Origin of the sequence: Amycolatopsis bullii (genome assembly GCF_014654205.1) — a bacterium.
In the GTDB taxonomy this organism is placed as follows: Bacteria; Actinomycetota; Actinomycetes; order Mycobacteriales; family Pseudonocardiaceae; genus Amycolatopsis; species Amycolatopsis plumensis.
Map to the genome: position 1 here is coordinate 1 of NZ_BNAW01000004.1, position 19,613 is coordinate 19,613.

Sequence of the window (19,613 nt, forward strand, 5' to 3'; positions counted from 1 at the left end):
CCTCCCGTCCTTCGCAGCTCAACCCCGTGGACGACCCGCCAGCATCTCCATAAACAGCGACCGAGCGCAGATCTCAACCAGCGGCCAGGACGTCCACAACGACGGAGCGACCACTCCTCGGAAGCCACCTCGAAGGCAAGAAACCATCAGCCACACCCCATCGCCCTGCGCATCCAGGACACCCCGTCCTGAACACCGACAATCTTATGGAGAAACCATGGATACCGACGTGCTCGTCGTCGGCGCCGGGCCGACCGGCCTGACACTGGCCAACGAACTGCGGCTGGCGGGCGTGCCGGCCGTGCTCGTCGACAAGCTGCCGCAGCGCAGCACGTTGTCGAAGGCGGGCGGCGTGCAATCCCGCACCCAGGAGGCATTCGACCAGCGCGGGCTGCTGGAACCGTTGCTGGCCACCGGAAAATACCCGGACGGCACCGCCCACTTCGCCGGCCTCACGCTCCCGCTCACCCGCGGCAGGCACCGGCACCCGTGGCGGTCCATCCCGCAGGTGGTGATCGAAGGGTTCCTCGAGGAGTACCTTGCGGCACAAGGCATCCGCGTCCGGCGCGACCACGAGCTGACCGGCCTCACCCAGGACGGGAACGGCGTCACCGCGACGTTCGCCGACGGCGGTGTGCTCCGCTCCCGGTACCTGGTCGCGGCCGACGGCGGCCGCAGCACGGTGCGGTCGCTGCTGGGGGCCGAGTTCCCCGGCAGGCCGGGCACGGTGACCACCGTCGCCGCCGACGTGCGGTTGGGCGGCGACGTCCAGGCCATGACGCACGCCCGCAGCGACGACGGGCACTGGGCGGCGGTGTTCCCGCTCGGCACCGATCCGGAGGGCAGGCCGCTGCGCCGGCTCTCGCTCGGCGGACCCGGCCGGTCGCTGCCCCGCGAGGTCCCCGTCACCGAAGCCGAGGTTCGCGAGGGGCTGCGTGCGGTCTTCGGCTCCCGGGTGGAACTGCTCGAACTGCGGTACGCCCGCCGCATCACCAACGCGGCCCGGCAGGCCGCCCGGTACCGGCACGGGCGGGTGTTCCTGGCCGGCGACGCCGCGCACGTCCACCTCCCGATCGGCGCGCAGGGCATGAACACCGGGATCCAGGACGCGCTCAACCTCGGGTGGAAGCTCGGTGCCGCCGTGCACGGCTGGGCTCCGGCGCACCTGCTCGACACCTACCACACCGAACGCCACCCCGTCGCGGCCGCCGTGCTGCGCAACGTCCAGGCGCAGAGCCTGCTGATGGACCAGGAAAGCACCGGCCACCCCGACCTGGCGGCCGCCAGGGACCTGTTCGCGGACCTGGCGCGCCTGCGTGCGGTGCAGGACCACCTCGACGACATGCTGTCCGGAATGGGCATCCGCTACCCCGTGCCGGGCGCCGAGGGGCAGCCCCTCGTCGGCCTGCCGGCGCCGGACCTGCAGCTCGGCCCGATCCGGTCGCACGAGCTGCTGCGGCGCGGGCGCGGCGTCCTGATCGACCCGGCCGGCCGGTTCGCCGAGGTCGCCGCCCGGTGGCCGGACCGCGTGGACCGCGCGGGTCAGGGCGCCGACGCCGAACCGATGCTCATCCGGCCGGACGGCTACGTGTGCTGGGCAGGCCACCCGGACGACCTCGAACCGGCACTCGGCCACTGGTTCGGCGCACCCCGGTGATCCGTGATTTTATCGGCTTGCCCCGCCACGACGGCGGTGGCTACGGTCCGGTGATGGGTTCGCGACTGCCGGCGGTGACCTTCGAGGCGGAAAACCCGGCTGAAGCGGCGCGCTTCTGGGCCGGCCTGCTCAACCGGGAGGTCATCGAGGACGCCGGTGGCGTGCTGCTCCCGGGTGGAGACACCCAGCTGGGCCTGCGGTTCGTGACGGGCCGCCCCGGCCGGCTCGGCGCGAACCGGATGCACCTGCACCTGACCAGCACCGACCTCGACGACCAGCGCAACACGGTGGCCACGGCGCTCAGGCTCGGTGGCCGCCACTTCGACGTCGGTCAGCGGCCCGAGGAGACGCACGTGGTCCTGGCCGACCCGGCGGGCTACGAGTTCTGCGTGATCGAGCCGGGCAACGACTACCTCGCCGGCTGCGGCCCGCTGGGCGAGCTCACCTGTGCCGGCAGCCGGCAGGTCGGCCTGTTCTGGAGCAAGGCGCTGGGCTGGCCGCTGGTGTGGGACCGAGGAGAGCAAATCGCGATCCAGCCACCGCGCGGCGGAACGAAACTCGCCTGGGACACCTGGGAAGGCCAGCCCGACCAGCCGAACCGGCAGCGCTTCGAGCTGCTCCCCCCGGACGGCGATCAGCGCGCGGCGGTCGACACGCTGATCTCCCTCGGCGCCACCCACCTCGAGGATCGCAGCGACGGCACCATCGTCCTGGCGGACCCGGACGGCAACGAGTTCTGCGTGCGACCCGAGTAGCCGTGATGTCCGGTGGTGTCCGCCGCCGATGACCGGACGCGGTGACGGATCAGCGGTCGTCTCCCCTGGACCGAGGGAGACGACCGCTTCTTCACGGCTGCGGCTCGACCTCCAGAATGAGCTCCCCGTACTCAGTGGACCGGACCTCGGCGGTTCCGACGCCGGACCCGTAGGTCAGCCACCAGCCGGCCGGAGGTGTCACGCGGACCTCGTATTCGCCGACCGGCAGCCCGGTGAACCGGAAGTCGCCGTTGCGGTCGGTGCGGGTGGTGGCCCGGCGGTCGATGTCGACCAGGCCGACCACGGTGATCTTGACACCCTTCAGGCCCTCGCCCGGGTCCTTGCGGTTGTTGCCGTTCTGGTCGTAGTAGCTGACGCCGACCATCTCGCCGGTCAGGCCCGGCACGGACGCCCGCGCGCTCCCGACGTTGTCCTGCGGGTCGGAGTCGCCGTTCTGCGCGGTGAAACCGTAGGCGATGGTCACCCGGCCGACGTTCGCGGCCGCGGCCGGCACGGTGCCGCGCAGGACGACGGTGACCGTCTGGCCCGCGGGGATGGTGATCCCCTCCTGGTCGTACCCGACGCCGGCCCAGTCGGTGACCTCCAGCTCCCACGGGTCCCCGTTGCCGCCGCTGTCGTTGACGACCTTGACGGCGTCGACCGGGCCCCAGTTCGCGAACTTGTAGGTGACCGTGGCGGCGTCACCGGGTTGGTAGCTGAGCTTGTCGAACCGCGTGGAAACGACGTGCACGTTCGGTTGCCCGTCCGCGGCCACGGCCGGCAGCGCCCCGGCGAGCAGAGCGGCCGAGCACACCGCCGCGGCGAGCAACGGCCGTCCGGCCTCGGCAAACGTCAACACTGGCTCCCCCTTCGTCCGGGGGCGGGCCGATCCCGCCCCCGGCCTACACGCCGCCGGGGCTCGAAGGGTTTAGCCGGCGAGCCGTCTCTTCGGTGATCACGGGCAGTGCACGTCGTGCGCTGGCCGCTTCCCCGTCGCCAGGTAGTCCGTCACCGCCGTGTTGGCGCACTGGTCGGGACCCAGGTACACGCCGTGGCCGCCCTGGTCGACGGTCACCATCCGGGCGCGCTCGCCGAACGCCGAACGCAGCTTGCGGGCGTTCACCAGCGGCGTTCCCGGGTCGCGTTCGTTCTGCACCATCAGCACGTTCGCCGGACCACGGCCGGTGATCCGCACCGGCGGCTCCTTCGGGGGCGCCCAGTAGGCGCACGCCGAGATGTTCGCCGTGGCCGCGCCGAGCAGCGGGTAGCGGATGCGGTCGACGGCCACGTTCACCTGGTACACCGCCACCGGACGCGGCCACGCCGAATCCCCGCAGATGACCGCGAACCGGGACGCGAACAGGTTCTCCGCCGAGCCGAACTCCACCGGTTGCTGCGGCGCGCGGCCGTTGTCGAGCGCCTGCCAATCGGCGGCCAGCGGGGCCAGGTCCGTCGCGTATAGGCCGCCGAAGGTCAAGCCGCGGAAGATCGAGCCGGTCACTTCCCCCACCGGGGCCCGGTCCAAGCGCGCCGCCAGCTCGTGGAACTTGGCCGTCACCGCGGCCGGCGTGCGGCCGAGGCCGTACTCCGGGTGCGCCGCGGCGAACTTCGCGAAGTCCGGGAAGCGGTCCTCCATGCCCCGCGCGAAAGCGCGCATCGCCGTGAGGTCGTAGCCGCCCGGGCCGAGATTGCTGTCCAGCACAATGCGGTCGCTGCGGTCCGGGAACATCGTCGTGTACACCGCGCCCAGGTACGTGCCGTAGGAAGCACCGAGGTAGGACAAGGTGGGCTCGCCGAGCGCCGCCCGGATGCGGTCCATGTCCCGCGCGGTGTTGGCCGTGGTGACGTAGGGCAGCATCGGGCCGGTGGCCGCGTCCCGGCACTGCCGTGCCTCGGTTTTCGCCAGCTCGGCCTGCTTGACGACGTCGGCCGGGCCGTTGGCGTAGGGCAGGTTGCCGATCGCCAGCTGCGCCGGCGTCAGGGTGCACGTCACCGGCGTGCTGCGGCCGACGCCCCGCGGGTCGAACCCGATGACGTCGTAGGCGTCCAGGACGCTTTGCGGCAGCTTCAGGTACTTCAGCACCTGCGGGTAGTCCAGGCCTTCGCCGCCGGGGCCCCCGGGGTTGGTGAAGAGCACGCCCCGCCGCTTCTCCGGGTGCTTGCTCGGCAGGCGCGACACGGCGATGTCGATCGCGTGGCCGTCCGGGTCGCCGTAGTCCAGCGGCACCTTCATCGTCGTGCACTGCAGGTCCGGAACCGGGAAGGCACCGGCCGGGCACGGTCCCCAGTCGAGGCCGGTCGCGGCCGACGCCGGAGCCGCGGCCGTCGCGCCGAGCACGGCGACCGCGGCGGTGAGCAAAGCTTTGCGCAGCATCGAATTTCCTTTCGTCCGGCCGCGGGTCAGCGGCGCGGTTCCCAGCGGAAGAGGCGCGCGGCCAGCGCGACGGCGACGACGACCCACGCCAGGGTGGGGGCGAAGAGGACGAGCGAGTCGGCCGGCGGAACGCCGCCGTTCCAGGCGTTCAGCACCAGTTCGGTCGCCGAACCGCCGGGCAGCAGGCGCTTGAGCAACGTCAGGTCGCCCGTGCCGGTGAGGCCGACCCAGCCGGACACCCCGATGACGCCGAGGCTGACCGGCAGCGTCGTCACCTGCGCGTGCTCGGGTGAGTTCGTCAGCCCCGCCGTGGCCAGCCCCAGCGCGAGCAGCATGACCACAGTGGACACGACGGCGGCGATCAGCAGCAGCGGGTTCGCCGGGCCCCCGGCCACCGCGGCCAGCACGCCGAGGATGACGGCGATCTGGACCACCGACAGCACGGTGATCGGCAGCAGCAGCCCGCCGAGGATGCCGGCGTCGCCCGCCGCGGTGGAGCGCAGGCGCTTGAGGAACAGGTTCTGGCGGCGGGCGGCCAGCGTGGTGACCGACGTCGTGTACAGGCCGATTCCGGCGACGAAGAACAGGCCAGCGTCGCGATGTAGCCGAGAGTGCTCCCTTCGGTGAACAAGTCGCGTTTGGCGATGAAGAACGCGCTGAGCGCGGCCGGCAGCACCAGGGCGGTGACCAGGACCAGGCGGTTGCGGAAGATCTGGATCAGCTCGCCACGAGCGATCGTGAACATGGGATGCCTCCTTTCAGGAGTGTTCGATGGCGCGGAAGACGTCGTCGAGCCGCGTCGGCCCGGCCTGCAGGTCGGTCAGCTCGACGGCGTGGTCGGCCGCCCAGCCGAGCAGCGTGTGCAGGTCCTTCTGCAGCTCGAACGTCTCGACGAGGAACCGCCCGTCACCCCGGCGCGCGGCGTGCAGCGGCGGCACCGGTGCCCGCGCCGGCAGTCCGAAGTGGATGGTGGCGGGCAGCGTGCGGGTCAGCTCGGCGACGGTGCCCTCGCGGTGGAAGACGCCCTGGTGCATCAGCCCGATGCGGTCGGCGCGCTGCTGGGCCTCTTCGAGGTAGTGGGTGGTGAGCACGATCGTCGAGCCGTCCTCGCGCAGCCGGTCGACGGCGTCCCACAGCGCGTCGCGGGACTGGATGTCCAGCCCGGTGGTGGGTTCGTCGAGGAAGACCAGCTCGGGCGTGCCGTACACGGCGGTGGCGAAGTCCAGCCGCCGCTTCTCGCCGCCGGAAAGCTGGCCCACCTTCGTCCCGGCCTTGCGGGCCAGGTCGACGACGCCGAGCACGCGCCCGGCGTCGTCGGTGCGTTCGGTGAGCCGCCCGATCAGCCGGACCGTCTCGGCGACGGTCAGATCGGGCGAGAACCCGCTTTCCTGCAGCATGATCCCCATCCGCGGGCGGACGGCGGCGCGGTCGCGGGGGTCCTTGCCGAACACCCGCACGGCGCCCGAGGTCGGCGCGCGGTGACCTTCGACCGTTTCCAGGGTCGAGGTCTTCCCGGCGCCGTTGGTGCCGAGCAGGGCGTACAGCTCTCCGCGCTCCACCTGGAACGAAAGGTCCTTCACGGCGGCGAACCCGCCGTAGGTGAGGGTCAGGCGATCGACGTCGATGACTGGTGTCGTGGACATGCCGCGAATTCCAGCGCCGATCACGGCCGGGCGGCAGTGCGCCCGCGTCACCACCGCACCGTGACGTTCGTGCCCCGGAAGCATGACGTCGCGTCACTGGTGGGGCCGCGGCCGGTGCGGCAAGCTGGCGGGGACCGCGCCGACCCCGGAGGACCATGACCGAGACCCGCCGGAGGTGGTCCGGCGGAGCCGTGCAGGACCGGCTGCGCCGGCTCAACCTCATCACGACGGTGCCGCCGCTGGCGTTCGTCGGCTTGCTCCTCCTGGCGCTCAACGCCAGGACCTGGTGGCAGGTCGGCCTGCAGGTCGTCGCGCTCGTCGCGGCGCTGGCGACGGCCGAACGCTGGACGGCGGGCGACTACCTCCGCGTCGCGCGGCCGAGCCTGGCCGTCACCGCGGTGGTCTGGCTGGTCGGCGCGCTGACGGACGACACCGTCGCGTTCTACGGCGTGTCCATCGTCGGGTCGTTCCTCGTCCCGCCGCTGCGACGCCACCGGCTGGCGGCCCTGTTCGGGCTCGCCGCGCTGGTCGGGGTCCTGGGCCTGCCGAACGTGCTCGTGCACCCCGATCACACCGGGCCGCGGCTGGTGCAGTACGTCGCCGTCCCGGCGATCGCGGTGCTGATCTCGACCGCGTTCATGTTCGCCACCCAGCGGCTGTTCGACCTGGTCGCCGAGCTGGAGCAGTCCCGCGAGCGGGAAGCGGAGCTGGCGGTCGCCCGGGAGCGCGTCCGCTTCGCGAGCGACCTGCACGACATCCAGGGGCACACGCTGCACGTGGTGAAGCTGAAGGTGGCGCTGGCGGAGAAGCTCCTGGACACCGATCCCCGCCGCGCGCGGGAGGAGCTGCGGGAGGTGCACACGCTCGTCGGCGACACGATCGTCCAGACCAGGGAACTGGCCTACGCCCAGCGGCGGCTCAACCTGGCCGCGGAGCTGGAGAACGCGAAGAACCTGTTCGAGGCCGCGGGCATCCACGTGCGCCTCGAGCGGGAAGCCGAGCCGGACGCCCGCGTCGGCGAGCTGCTCGGCCAGGTCCTGCGCGAGACGACGACGAACATCCTGCGCCACGCCGAGGCCCGCCACGTGCGGATCACGCTCGGCCGCCGGGGCATCGCGATCGTCAACGACGGCGCGGGCGAGCCGGGCCCGCTCGGCGGGCTTTCGGCGCTGCGGCACCGGCTGGCGGAGAACGGAGGAGAACTCGAGGTGTCGTACGAGGACGGCCGGTTCCTGACGGCGGTGGCGTTCCCCGCAGGGGCCGCCCGATGACGACCGTGGTGCTCGCCGACGACGAAGTCTTGCTGCGCAAGGCCTTGGCGGCGCTGCTGCCGCTGGAGGGCGGGATCACCGTGCTCGCCGAGGCCGAAGACGGCGAGCAGGCGGTGGCGGCCACCCTGCGGCACCGGCCCGACGTGCTCGTCATCGACCTCGAAATGCCCGTGGTCGACGGGATCGGCGCGGTCGCGCGCATCCGGCGGGAGCGGCCCGGGCAGGTCATCCTCATGCTGACCCGGCACGCCCGCCCCGGCGTGCTGCGGCAGGCGCTGAAGCTGGGGGTCCAGGGGTTCGTCAGCAAGGCGGCGGAACCCGCGCACATCACCGCGGTGATCCAGACCCTGCACGCGGGCAAGCGCTGGATCGACCCGGACGTCTCGGCCCTCGCCGTCGTCGACGACTGCCCGCTGACCGAACGCGAGCTCGACGTCCTGCGCGCGACCCGCGAGGGGTACTCGGTGGCCGAGATCGCGGGCCGGCTGCACCTGGCCGAGGGCACGGTGCGCAACTACCTGTCGAACGCGATGCAGAAGACCCAGACCCGCACCCGCCACGAAGCGGCCCGCTACGCCCACGAGCACGACTGGCTGTAACCGCCCCGGCCGCAGACGAACGCACGCAATTTTGCAGGATTCGTCACGCAAGTTTCAGAAATCTGTACGACTATTGCAGCGGTCTGCTCGGCGGCCTACAGTTCACCCGGACGAGGCATGGAGCGGCTCAGCGGGAGGAACTGGCATGGCGATCTCGCGCAGGACCTTCATCGGCTCGGCCGCAGCAGCGTCGGCCTGGGGCGCGCTGACCCTCGCCGGAGCGCGGGAGGCCACCGCCGCGGCCAGCCCGCCGGGAGACGTGGTCGGCAAGATCACCGTCGGGTACCAAGGCTGGTTCGCCTGCGCCGGCGACGGCGCGCCGATCAACGGCTGGTGGCACTGGAGCCAGGACTGGAGCCGCACGCCGTCGCCGTCGAACAACGTCATCAAGGCTTGGCCGGACATGCGGGAGTACACGCGCACGTACCCGACCGCCTACGGCACCCTCGGCGACGGCCGGCCCGCCACGCTCTTCTCGTCCTACGACCAGCAGACCGTGGACACGCACTTCCGGTGGATGCAGCAGAACGGCTGCGACACCGCCGCCCTGCAGCGCTTCAACCCCAACAGCAGCGAAGGCCCCACGCGCGACGCGATGGCCGCGAAGGTCCGCAGTGCCGCCGAGGCACACGGGCGGAAGTTCTACATCATGTACGACGCCACCGGCTGGGCGAACATGCAGACGGAGATGAAGGCCGACTGGTCGGCGAAGATGTCCGCGCACACCGCGTCGCCCGCCTACGCTCGCCAGAACGGCAAACCGGTGGTCTGCATCTGGGGTTTCGGCTACAACGACGCCAACCATCCGTGGGACGCCGCTGCCTGCCTCGACGTCGTCGACTGGTTCAAAGCGCAGGGCTGTTACGTCATCGGCGGCGTGCCGCGGGAATGGCGCACCGGCGACGGCGGTTCGCGACCCGGCTTCAGCGGCGTCTACCACGCGTTCGACATGATCTCGCCGTGGATGGTCGGCGCCATCGGCGACGTGGCCGGCTCCGACTGGACGTACCAGAACCTCACCGTGCCCGACCAAGCCGACTGCACCGCCCACGGCATCGACTACCAGCCGTGCGTGCTGCCCGGTGACGTCTCCGCGCGCCAGCGGGCCCACGGCGACTTCATGTGGCGCCAGTTTTACAACATGGTGCGCGCCGGCGTGCAGGGCATCTACATCTCGATGTTCGACGAGTACGGCGAAGGCAACCAGATCGCCAAGACCGCGGAGAACGCCGCGATGACCCCCGCCGGTTCCGGCTTGCTCGCCCTCGACGAAGACGGGACGGCGTGCTCGTCGGACTACTACCTGCGGCTGACCGCCGACGGCGGCCGCATGCTCAAGGGTCAGCTGCCCCTCACGGCGATCCGCCCGACCGCTCCCCTGCCGGCCACCGGCGGCGGCCCGGCCGACCTGGCCCGCGGCCGCACGACCACCGAAAGCAGTCACACCCAGAACTACGGGGCGGCGAACGCCGTCGACGGAAACCCCGACACGTACTGGGAAAGCGCGAACAACGCGTTCCCCCAGTGGCTGCAGGTGGACCTGGGCGCGGCAGTCCCGGTGACGCGGATCGTGGCAGCGGTCCCGCCGTCGTGGGGCGCCCGGACACAGACGCTGACCCTGTCCGGCTCCGTCGACGGCACGGCGTTCGACACGCTCGTCCCCGCAGCCGGGTACACCTTCGACCCCGGGCGAGGCAACACCGTCACGATCACCATCCCGGCCGGCAGCCACCGCTTCCTGCGCCTGACGTGCAGCGGCAACACCGGGTGGCCCGCCGGCCAGATCGCCCGCTTCGAGGTGTACGCCTGAGGCGCTGTCAGCCCTTCAGGCGGAGGAACAAGGCCTCGGAGATTCCCCGGTCGATCGCGGTCCGCAAAACCGCGGTCGTGGAGGAAGTGCAGCACCGGTTCGTACGTGGGATCTCCGAGGTACCGGCCATTGTTGTCGGCCGGCAGGAATCCGGAGGCTCGGGTGTGCAGGCCTCGGTCGCCTTCATGTACGCGAACTTAACACCCTTCGCCGCCACCCCGGGGCCAGTCCACGGTCTTCTGGTAGCGGCTGACGTCCAACCCCGGCAAACCGTCCGGCGCAACCGCACTGACCGACGCCGTCCGCCGGCCGACCGCGCCGGCCCTCTCGGAAACCGGGACGGACAAACCCAGGAAGTCCGCTTGGGGATGCAGCCCGCCGAACCCGGTGGCCGCCGACGCCTGGCAAGGCCCGGCTGCCAGCGTCCCGGCGAAAACCACCGCCGCCACACCGGTGCCGGCCACTGCGTGCATTGAGCGGAATTTCACGAATAGCCCTCTGCCAGTCAGCCGTTCTTGGACTACTGCCATCCTCCGAACCACCAAGGCACGTCCGACTCGCCGAAGAGCATCACGTACGTGGACACCGGGAACCGACCGTCCGGCGGATGGAAGCCCACCGTCGTCTCGACCTCTTCGCCACTGAGCAAGGTCAGCCCGGCATCGCGGAGCAGCTCGATGATCCGCTTCTCCTCCGCCGACCTGTCCTCACTGGAACCGGTGACCACGTCAGCGCGCGCCAATTCGCGACCGACATCGCTGTACGTCAGCAACGAGTACGGCCCCACCGCCAACAGCCACAGCGACCATGCTTTCTGACTGGCCGCTGTTGCGCCCGGTGTACCTGGATTTCACGGCGGATCCGCACTTCGTCGCGTTCGGTGACGTGGAGTCCGGGAAGAGTTCGTTAGCTGCGCGCGATCGCGTCCGGGATCACCTCGGCGTACACGCCGGAGGAAGCGACGATCATCGCGGCGGGCTACCGCCGGGGTCTCCTGGGCGCGGTGGCGGAGTCCGCACCTGCTCGGCTACGCCGGCTCAGAGGGCAAGCTAACGGACCTGATCGGCGAGTGCGCCCAGGCGATACGCAACCGCCTGCCGGGCCCGGAGGTGACGCCGGAGCAGCTGCGGAACCGCTCGTGTGGCGCGGGCCTGAGCTGTTCGTGCTGCTGGAAGACTACGAACTGGTGGCGACGGTCGGGCGGAACCCCTTGCAGCCGTTGCTGGAGTTCCTGCAGCAGGCCCGCGACATCGGGTTGCACCTGGTGATCGTGCGCGGGTCCGGTGGTGCCGGGCGGGCGTTGTTCGAGCCGGTGCTGCAGCGGTTGCGGGAGCTGGACTCGCCGGGGTTGATCATGTCGGGGGCGACGGACGAGGGCGCGTCGCTGGCGGACGTGAAGCCGTCACCCCAGCCGCCAGGCCGGGGAATGCTGGTACCCCGACGGCATGGGACCGGCCTGGTCCAGGTGGCGTGGAGGAAACAGGCGGAGTCCTGGCTTCAGGGAGCGGCTTCGACCACCACGTCTCGACCGAGCTCACTGTCGTAGTACACGACCCGCCAGTCAGGACCCACCTGAGCCCGCACCTGTCCCGCCAGGTGGCGACCCTCGGCCACGAACGCCTGCTCGACGGCTTCCGACTGGAAGCCCGAAGCGATCGGGTCGTCCCGGTTCAGGGTCGCGGTGTACTCGTCGGCCCAGCGGTTCAAGTCGCGCACGAGAGCCGGGCTCAACCCCAGCCGGCCATCCGCTGGGTCGACGTTTTCGGTACCCGACCCCGCGGACACCCACAGCGCCCAGCAGTCGTAATCCGCTAGGACCCGAAGAACCTTATCCGTTGTCACCACGAACCCACCGGATTGGCCCCGACGATAAATCCGTTGCTCCCGACCGTGATGGCCAAGCGGTACTCCTTGCCCTTGTAGGTAAACTGGTAGATCGGACGTCCCGTACCCTTCCCTTGGTAGCCGACTATACGGCCGGTGGCAGCACCAGTCAGAACGAACTCTCCGATCTCCTCCTGTGGGATGCTGAGCTGCGCGAACTCGTCACCGTGACGCAGGATGTGGATCAAGCCTGCACCGTCGTTCCCGGTTTCGAGGAAGATAAGCTTCCCATCCGCGTTGAGCTGCAAGCCGACCAGGTTCTCGCGGGTGAACTTCACCCCGCTGACGGAAAGCTGCTCCAGCAGCTGCGGGTCGAGCATGGATCGTGGCCGAGACATCGTGTCGGCAACCGCACCCACGTTGACTTCGGCGTCTATGCCGGCTTGCTCGAACAGTCCAGCCACCCGGGAGGTGACGAGGGCATCTCCGGTGGCGATGGCCATCCAGGAGGTGAAAGCCGTTCCCTCGGGAATGATCGACGCAGCCAACAGAGCACAAGGCTCGAAAGCAGCGCACAGCGTGCCCGCGAGTAGCGCGGTTTCCGTGGTTGCCAGTGCGCCGTAGATCGCACCGAGTTCGTTGAGGGCGTGCGCCACTACCGTGAAAGCCAGATCGGTGGCGAAGGTGGGGCTCGTCTCGGCGGCGAAGCAATGCTGCTGGAACGCACGTCCCATGTTTTCGGTGTGGCGGCAGAGCCAGTCGTTGTCCAGGATGCGCATCGCTTGGTCGGCGTCGGGCATTTGCGCGAACTGGATGCACTCGTCGTAGCCAATGCCACCAAGCAGGCTCTTGCAGTGCAAGAGGATGAGCCCGTGGGCTTCCTCCTGCTTCCGCTTGACCGTGGCCAGCGCCGCCGACACCGCGTCGTTCGCCGCCGTCTTCGCCTTCTCGGCGTTGCCTCCGGCCGCCACTGCGCTGTTGAACGCGTCGCGGGCAGAACCATACGCGTCCGAGGCCATTCGTGCGGCGAAGTTCGCCGACGAGTTCGCCCACGCCGCCGACATCGCGGCTTTGCGCGACGACGTCCGTGCGTTCGCCGCGGCCGTGTTGGCGGTCGCGGCGGAGTGCGCCGCGCGGGTGGCGGCGTCCTGGGCCGCCACGGCCGACTCATGGGCTCGTTGGGCGTTGGTAGCGGCGGCCTGTCGATCGGTTTCGGCTTGCCGGGCATAGCCCTCGGCCGCGGCGGCAGCACCGCGGGCGGTGGCGGCGACCTGCTGGGCCAGGTCCGCGTTCTGGGCCGCGGTCTGCGCCGTCTGCATCGCCTGAGCGAGGTAGCCGGAGACCTGGGCGTCGTGGGCGGCGTTGTCCTGGTCCCGCTGGGCTGCGACGTATTGGCCCGAGACAAGGAAGTCCCGGACCATCGCGGGAGTGCCGTCCAGCGCGATCTGAGCGGCCGCTTTCAGTTCCGGCCCGCTGGTGTCGGCGGCGTAGATCTGGTTGGCCTTGATCAGGTCGTCGTTGATCGCGTTCGCGGTCTTGCCAGCATCGAGGAACTGCCGGAGGGCCTGATCGGTATCCGCGTCCAGGGCCTGCTGCGCCGCAGCCTGGGTCGCGAAGTTCCCTTCACGCTGGGCTTCGGCGAAGATCTGGTCGACAGCGATCCGGTCGTCAACTTCGCGGTCGGGGTAGTTTTGACTGCGCAGGAACGCCTGGACATCGGCGTCGCTCCCGGCCAGGGCGGTGTCGGCGGCCTTCTTGAAGCCGTCGGGTGCGGTTCGCTCGAGGTTGACCAGGGTGACGCGGTCGTCCTGGCCGGCGGCGATCGTGAGGCCGGTGCGGATGAAGTCCATCACGATGATGTCCGGGCTTGCCAGGGCGTTCTGGGCGGCGGCTTGAGTCCAGGGGCCGCCGCTGTTAGCCAGGGCCAGGGCCGCTTTGCGGGCGTCGGACACAGCGAGAGCAGGGTTGGTGCCCGGGGCGGTCGCTTCGGCGATCAGCCGATTCGTCTCGGCCGTCCGCAGGTCGTTCTGGGTCTTATTCCACCGATCGGCGATGGAGATCTGGTCGGCTGCGGCGCTCAGGTGGAGGGCGAGTTCGTCGTCGCGTTCGAATTGGGCGGCGAGGCGAGCGGCGTCGGCGGTCCGGGCGGCGTCGTAGACGGTCTTGGCCTGGGTGGCTGCGGTGACGGCGGCTTGAGCAGCCTGGCTCGCGGCGTTGGCGTGTGTGGTGGCGAGACCGGCCGCTTCGGTGGCGTTGTGGGCGTGGTTGGCCGCGTCGAGTGCGGCTGCTGCGGCGGCGTCGGCGTCGGTGGCGGCTCGTTCCGCGGCGGCTTGGGCGGCGTAGGCAGCGTTGGCCGCGGTGTCGGCGAACGCGCTCGCGGCCTGCGCCGCTCGTGTGGCGCGGGCGGCGCTGGCGGCCGCGCTGGCTGCGGCCTGCCGGGCCTTGGCGGCCTGAGCCTGGGCCACGGCGGAGTTCTTGCTGGCCGCCTCGGCCGCACGGGCCGCGGCAGCGGCGTTGTTCCCAGCCGAACCCGCCGCCGAGATCGCGTTCTTGGCCGCGGTAATCGCGTCACCGGCGGACTTGGCGGCCGCGGCCGCGTCTCGGGCGCCTTGTGCGGCGGCTCGTGCGGTTTCCGCATCCTGGCGAGCCGTATCGGCGTTCTGCGCATCTGTCGCCGCGGCCGAGGCGGACTTGTAGGCCTGGGACGCGGCCTGTCCGGCCTTGGTCGCCGCGGTCGCCGCGCGCGTTGCGGCACCGGAGGCAACCCGGGCGGCGACACTGGCCGCGTTCGCCGCACCGACGGCTTCCCGCGCGGCCGACGCAGCCTTGTCCGCGGCGTCCGCGGCCTGCGCCGCCGCGGCACTCGCCGCGTTTGCGTCGTTGTGGGCGTTGGCGCTCGCGGTCGCGGCCGCCTCGGCGGCTTGTTTGGCCAGCTGCGCTTCGGTCACCGCACGGGCGGAGGCCTCCTTGGACGCCTCGGTTTCTCTCGCTGCTTCTTCGCCGGCGTCCTTGGCTGCCGCGGCCAGCTGCGCGATCGTGGCCGTTTCCAGATCGTGGGCTTCGGCGATCTCCCGGTCGTGGTTGAGGAACTGGGCGTAGGCCTCGAGGGTGTCGGCGTCGAGGGCCCGCTGCGCGGCCACGCGGGTCTCCGGCCCGCCGGCAGCGAAGGCCTGGTCGACCCGGATCCGCTGGTCGACCTCGTAGGGAGCCTTCCAACCGGCATCGAGGAAGTCCTGGATGGCGTCGTCGGTGTCGGCATCCAACGCCACCTGCGCGGCCTTCTGCAGTTCCGGGCCGCCGGCCGCGAGCATCTGGTCGACGTGGATGCGCCGATCCACGCTCGCGGGCAGTTGCCAGCCCGAGGACAGGAACGCGGAGACTGCTGCGTCGTCAGTGGCGTCGAGGGCGCGCTGGGCGGCGTCCTTGATGGTCGGGCCGCCGGCGGCCAGCATCCGGTTCACGCTGATCCGGTCGTCGACCTTGCGATCCAGGGGCAGCTTGACGGTCAGGAACGCCGTGATGTCGGCGTCAGTGCCGATCAGCGCCGCCGCCGCATCCGCCTTCACTGTCGGGCCGCCCAGCCGCCACAGCTGCAGCACCCGATCGCGGTCGGTCATCGGCGGAGCGGGGGCGTCCGGCGGAGGCTCCGACTCAGCCAGCGCAGCCGGCGCGGTCAACGTCCCCGCAAACAACGCGATCACCAGCAAGACCAGCCCGGCAACAGACCGTCCCGAGTCTCGGCGCGCGAACATCCCTCAGCCCCCACATCTGAACCGTCACCCGTACCGCCGAATGGCGTATACAGCCCCCGAAAACCGCCGCAAAAACGACAGTATCGCTCACGCTAACCACCGACCACGACGCGTGAAACATGAGCTAGATCACCGCCGGTCCCAGAAAAAAATGTCCGCCTCTTCGCGATAGAGCTGGACGACGTTCACCTCGCAGGCCCAGTAAACGGATAAATCGGACATGGGTGCCGGGGTGCTTTCGCGGTGCCGACGGACGTCATGTCGCGGCCGAAGTGAACAGAGCGTCGCATCCGACACAACGAGGGGGACTCATGCAAAAGCGGATCGCGCTCTTCGCGAGCACACTCGCCGTAGCCATCCTTCCAGGCATTCTGGCCGCCGAACCTATGGCAATCGCCGCCACAGTCGATGGTGACCAGCAGGCTGCGCTGGTCGAAGACTACGCCTACCCTGGTGCCGCTACGATCCAAGCGACCTACAACGTCACGCTGATCTCCGGTGACGGCAATCTGGTGTTCGCCGACTGCGCAACACCCCCGGAGGGGAACATCGGTCTTCTCCGGGTCCGCACAAGCAATACCTCCGCCGGCGCCAGCGGGAGGATTTGTTTCAAAATCCTCTCAACGCCTGCGCAGTTGTCGCTGAAAGTGCCCGCGGTCTTCGAGATCCGCGGCGACGGCCAGGTGGCCGGCACCGGCCACCAGGTCCAGGCTGACTTGACCACGGACGCCGGGCAGCACACGACGGTCCAGGTGAACCCCAGCGGGCCCACACCGGTCGGCGTCGGAGCCAAGCCAGGCGACCCGCCGACCACATTGCTGCAACTCACAGCCGGCACGCCTGCCACGGCGGCCAGCCCGACGATCAGCGGTGGCTCATCAGCACCCGACGGGGCATACCCGTTCGTCGGTCGGCTGGACGTCGGGCATCCTGGAGCTGGTGGACGTTCCTGCACCGCCACGCTGATCAACAGCTCCTGGATCCTCACCGCCACAACCTGCTTCGGCGACGCCGGACTCCAGACCGGGGCACCTCCCCAGCCGACCACTGTCACGCTGGGCCGCACCGCCACCAACGCCGGGCGAATCGCGCACGTCACCTCCGTCACGCCGAAGGCCGGCACCAATGTGACTCTCGGCCACCTGGACACCCCGGTCACCGACATCACGCCACCGGCACTAAGCACGACCGCACCCGCCCCCGGCGAGACATTGACCGCTGTCGGGTACGGCCGCACGGCCGACACCTGGGTGCCCAACCAGGCCCGGATCGCACCGGTCACCGTCGCTGCGACCACCGACACCACCACGACCATCACCAGCACCGGCGGGATGGACACCTGCCAGGGCGACGCAGGCGGCCCGGCCCTGCGCCAGATCGGGACCGCCACCGAACTCGTCGCACTGCACAGCACGTCCTGGCAGCACGGCTGCCTCGCCGTCGCGGAAACCCGCCAAGGCGGCACCGAATCCCGGATCGACAACATCACCGACTGGATCCGGCAGATCACCTACGCTACGGACATCGCGCTGACCGATACCCGCGCGATGCGTCTTCAGAACGGCTCCGCCTACCTCAAAGACGGTAACGGCGCATGGAGCCTACAGTGGGACGGCCACGACAACCCGGTGACCAAGATCGGGGTGCACGGGACTCGCGTCGGTGTTCTCTTGGCCAACGGCGACCTCTGGATCAAGGACGACGCTCTCCCCGGCGTGGGCTGGATCCGTGAATCCACCGACATCACCGACTTCGACCTTTCCGGCGAACGCCTCGCCGCCGTCCACAACGGAAACGTCTACATCAAGGACGGCAACCTCTACGGCAGCTGGACCACTCCATGGGACACCCAGCGAGGCACAGTCACTACAGTGCACGTCGACGGCACCCGAATCGGCGTTCTCCTGACCAACAAGGAAGTCTGGGTCGAAGACGACACTCTCCCCGACCTCGGCTGGTGCGCCGAGATCGACGCAACCACCGACTTCGCTCTCTCCGGTCAACGCTTCGCCGCCATCAAGAACGGAAACGTTTACATCAAGGACGGCGACCTCAGAGGCGGCTGGACCACCCCATGGGACACCCAGCGAGGTACGGTCACCACAATCCGCCTAGACGGCACCCGAATCGGCGTCCTCCGGACCAACAACGAAGTCTGGGTCAAAGACGACACTCTCCCCCACCTCGGCTGGCTCGCCTCCTCCGACAAGACAACCGCCTTCGACCTGGCCGGCAACCGCATCGGAATCGTCCGGACAGGGCAATGCCTCGTCCAGAGCGACAACCTTCAGGGACCGTGGACAGACCTCGGACAATAGTCGAGACACCGGACGGTGTCGTCGTACCCACGACGACACCGTCCATGGTGCACCCGACCTGAGCTGAACAGCGACAAGGTGACCACGGGAGTCGGTCCCAACGATCCACGTCACTGCCCTACCCCGCCCGCGATGTGCCCGATGGCGGCGGTAGCCCCGTGTTGTTGATCACGCCGGGCTCTCATTCACCAAAGTGCTTGCGCAGCAATGGTGAACCCGAACGAATCGCATCTACACCGTTACGAACTGGGAGCAGTTGGTGAACCCGCGGATCAGAAGCATCGGCGTCAGCCTGGCTGCGTTGACCGCCGTGGCGTGCGTGGCCGGGTCGGCATCCTCGGGAACCACCGGCACCCAGTGGATCGCGGCCTGGGGCACTGCCATGCACGAGGCGGTGCCGCTGAACGCCTCGAACTTCAGTTGCCGCAACGCCGAACGCGTCAGCGCGGACGGCACGCAGATCCGCATCCGGCTGACCAACCAGTTCGTCCGCACGCCCACCACGTTCAACCGGGTCACCGTCGCGCAACGCGCCGCCGACAGCACCATCGTCCCCGCCACCCTGCACAACGTCACCTTCGGCGGCCGACCCGTGGTCACGATCCCGGCCGGCGGCGAGGTGTTCAGCGACCCGGTACCCATGCCCGTCACCGCAGGCGAGCAACTCGCGGTCAGCGTGTACTCCGCCGGATCCGTCACCGAGTACCCCAACCACGAACTCGGGCTGGTCGGCGAGTACTGCACCGACTTCGGCGGCGGCGCCGGGGACCACACAGCCGATCCCGGCCCGTATCCGGGCCGCGGGATCAACGTGGCCTGGGTGTCCGGCATCGAGGTGGCCGGTGGCCACACCACCGGCGCCGTGATCGTCCTCGGTGACTCGGTCGCCGACGGAGCACACGCCACGGTCAACACCTTCACCACTTGGCCGGACGTGCTGTCGCGCAGGTTGCAGGCCGCGGGCACGCCGCTGTCGGTCGTCAACGAAGGGGTCGCGGGCAACGCCCTGATCACCCCCGGTGGAATCGGCCCGACCGCGGCCCAACGGTTCGACCGGGACGTACTCGGCCACAACGGCGCCCGGACGGTGATCATCGCCGAAGGCTCCAACGACCTCTACCTGGGCACGGACGCCGCCACCCTGATCGACGGACTCGAACAGCTCGCCGACCGGGCACACGCCGCCGGCCTCCGAGTCGTCGGTGCCACGGTGACCCCGCGCCGCGGTGGATGGTTCGGCGACGACGACGTCAAGGACACCAACCGTGTCCAGGTCAACCAGTTCATCCGCACCGACGACCACTTCGACGCGGTCATCGACTTCGACGCGATCGTGCGCAACACCGACCCGAACTACCCCCACGCCGGCGCACCCGACTACCAGAACTGGGTCAACCCCGCGTGGGACAGCGGCGACCGCATCCACCTCAACGACAGCGGCTACGCCGTGATGGCCGACTCAATCGACCTGTCCACCTTGAACTGAACGGATTACCGTCTCGAGGCGGCCTGCGTGCCTCTGCATCAGCGCAGACGGGCCGCGCCGACGGGGGCACGTCAGCAAGAAGTGGGCGAGGGCACTGACCCCTATCCTGGTCCCGAAGCGCTTC

At 69.9% G+C, this 19,613-nt stretch carries 15 protein-coding genes; 8 read left to right on the forward strand and 7 right to left on the reverse strand.

The features are described from left to right. The first annotated feature begins 217 nt into the window (after nucleotides 1-217). Complete coding sequence (locus IE317_RS06680) at nucleotides 218-1,657, forward strand: FAD-dependent monooxygenase (RefSeq protein WP_191307343.1); 1,440 nt, start codon at nucleotides 218-220, stop codon at nucleotides 1,655-1,657. Nucleotides 1,658-1,710: 53 nt separating this feature from the next. Further along, complete coding sequence (locus IE317_RS06685) at nucleotides 1,711-2,412, forward strand: VOC family protein (RefSeq protein ID WP_191307345.1); 702 nt, start codon at nucleotides 1,711-1,713, stop codon at nucleotides 2,410-2,412. Between the two features lie 91 nt (nucleotides 2,413-2,503). On the opposite strand, the gene IE317_RS06690 is transcribed toward IE317_RS06685, so the two are convergent. From IE317_RS06690 to IE317_RS06705, 4 genes are all read right to left on the reverse strand, one after another. Continuing rightward, nucleotides 2,504-3,268, reverse strand: coding sequence for an SdrD B-like domain-containing protein (locus IE317_RS06690; protein ID WP_191307347.1), 765 nt, complete (start codon nucleotides 3,266-3,268; stop codon nucleotides 2,504-2,506). A 99-nt stretch (nucleotides 3,269-3,367) separates the two neighbouring features. After that, complete coding sequence (locus IE317_RS06695) at nucleotides 3,368-4,783, reverse strand: alpha/beta hydrolase (protein WP_229902545.1); 1,416 nt, start codon at nucleotides 4,781-4,783, stop codon at nucleotides 3,368-3,370. A 29-nt stretch (nucleotides 4,784-4,812) separates the two neighbouring features. Further along, nucleotides 4,813-5,220 (reverse strand): hypothetical protein, encoded by a 408-nt coding sequence (locus IE317_RS45560; RefSeq protein WP_229902515.1) that lies wholly within the window; start codon nucleotides 5,218-5,220, stop codon nucleotides 4,813-4,815. A 324-nt stretch (nucleotides 5,221-5,544) separates the two neighbouring features. Next, nucleotides 5,545-6,429: an ABC transporter ATP-binding protein gene (locus IE317_RS06705; RefSeq protein ID WP_191307352.1), complete on the reverse strand. Its 885-nt coding sequence runs from the start codon at nucleotides 6,427-6,429 to the stop codon at nucleotides 5,545-5,547. Nucleotides 6,430-6,584: 155 nt separating this feature from the next. Between IE317_RS06705 and IE317_RS06710 the strand changes: the two genes are divergently transcribed. The 3 genes from IE317_RS06710 to IE317_RS06720 all read left to right on the forward strand — a co-directional run bounded on the left by IE317_RS06710 (nucleotide 6,585) and on the right by IE317_RS06720 (nucleotide 10,109). Continuing rightward, a complete protein-coding gene (locus IE317_RS06710; RefSeq protein WP_191307354.1) occupies nucleotides 6,585-7,700 on the forward strand; it encodes a sensor histidine kinase in 1,116 nt (371 codons plus the stop codon). Continuing rightward, complete coding sequence (locus tag IE317_RS06715; protein ID WP_191307356.1) at nucleotides 7,697-8,299, forward strand: response regulator transcription factor; 603 nt, start codon at nucleotides 7,697-7,699, stop codon at nucleotides 8,297-8,299. Before IE317_RS06710 ends, IE317_RS06715 begins: the two co-directional genes overlap by 4 nt. Before the next feature lie 145 nt (nucleotides 8,300-8,444). Then, entirely contained in the window at nucleotides 8,445-10,109 is a 1,665-nt protein-coding gene (locus IE317_RS06720) for a discoidin domain-containing protein (protein ID WP_191307358.1), read from the forward strand. A gap of 520 nt (nucleotides 10,110-10,629) precedes the next feature. Here IE317_RS06720 and IE317_RS06725 read toward each other — a convergent pair. After that, nucleotides 10,630-10,881 (reverse strand): hypothetical protein, encoded by a 252-nt coding sequence (locus tag IE317_RS06725; protein ID WP_191307360.1) that lies wholly within the window; start codon nucleotides 10,879-10,881, stop codon nucleotides 10,630-10,632. 366 nt (nucleotides 10,882-11,247) lie between these two features. On the opposite strand from IE317_RS06725, the gene IE317_RS44370 reads away from it, so the two are divergent. Continuing rightward, nucleotides 11,248-11,655 (forward strand): hypothetical protein, encoded by a 408-nt coding sequence (locus IE317_RS44370; protein WP_229902516.1) that lies wholly within the window; start codon nucleotides 11,248-11,250, stop codon nucleotides 11,653-11,655. Here IE317_RS44370 and IE317_RS44375 read toward each other — a convergent pair. Then, nucleotides 11,607-11,825 (reverse strand): hypothetical protein, encoded by a 219-nt coding sequence (locus IE317_RS44375; RefSeq protein WP_229902517.1) that lies wholly within the window; start codon nucleotides 11,823-11,825, stop codon nucleotides 11,607-11,609. The two genes, IE317_RS44370 and IE317_RS44375, sit on opposite strands and share 49 nt — an antisense overlap. Nucleotides 11,826-11,947: 122 nt before the next feature. Beyond that, on the reverse strand, nucleotides 11,948-15,550 hold the full coding sequence (locus IE317_RS06740; RefSeq protein WP_191307362.1) for an ALF repeat-containing protein: 3,603 nt from the start codon (nucleotides 15,548-15,550) through the stop codon (nucleotides 11,948-11,950). Nucleotides 15,551-15,996: 446 nt separating this feature from the next. On the opposite strand from IE317_RS06740, the gene IE317_RS06745 reads away from it, so the two are divergent. Both IE317_RS06745 and IE317_RS06750 read left to right on the forward strand, forming a co-directional pair. Then, nucleotides 15,997-18,003: a S1 family peptidase gene (locus tag IE317_RS06745; protein WP_191307364.1), complete on the forward strand. Its 2,007-nt coding sequence runs from the start codon at nucleotides 15,997-15,999 to the stop codon at nucleotides 18,001-18,003. A 310-nt stretch (nucleotides 18,004-18,313) separates the two neighbouring features. Beyond that, nucleotides 18,314-19,489, forward strand: coding sequence for a GDSL-type esterase/lipase family protein (locus IE317_RS06750; protein WP_229902546.1), 1,176 nt, complete (start codon nucleotides 18,314-18,316; stop codon nucleotides 19,487-19,489). Nucleotides 19,490-19,613 lie beyond the last annotated feature (124 nt).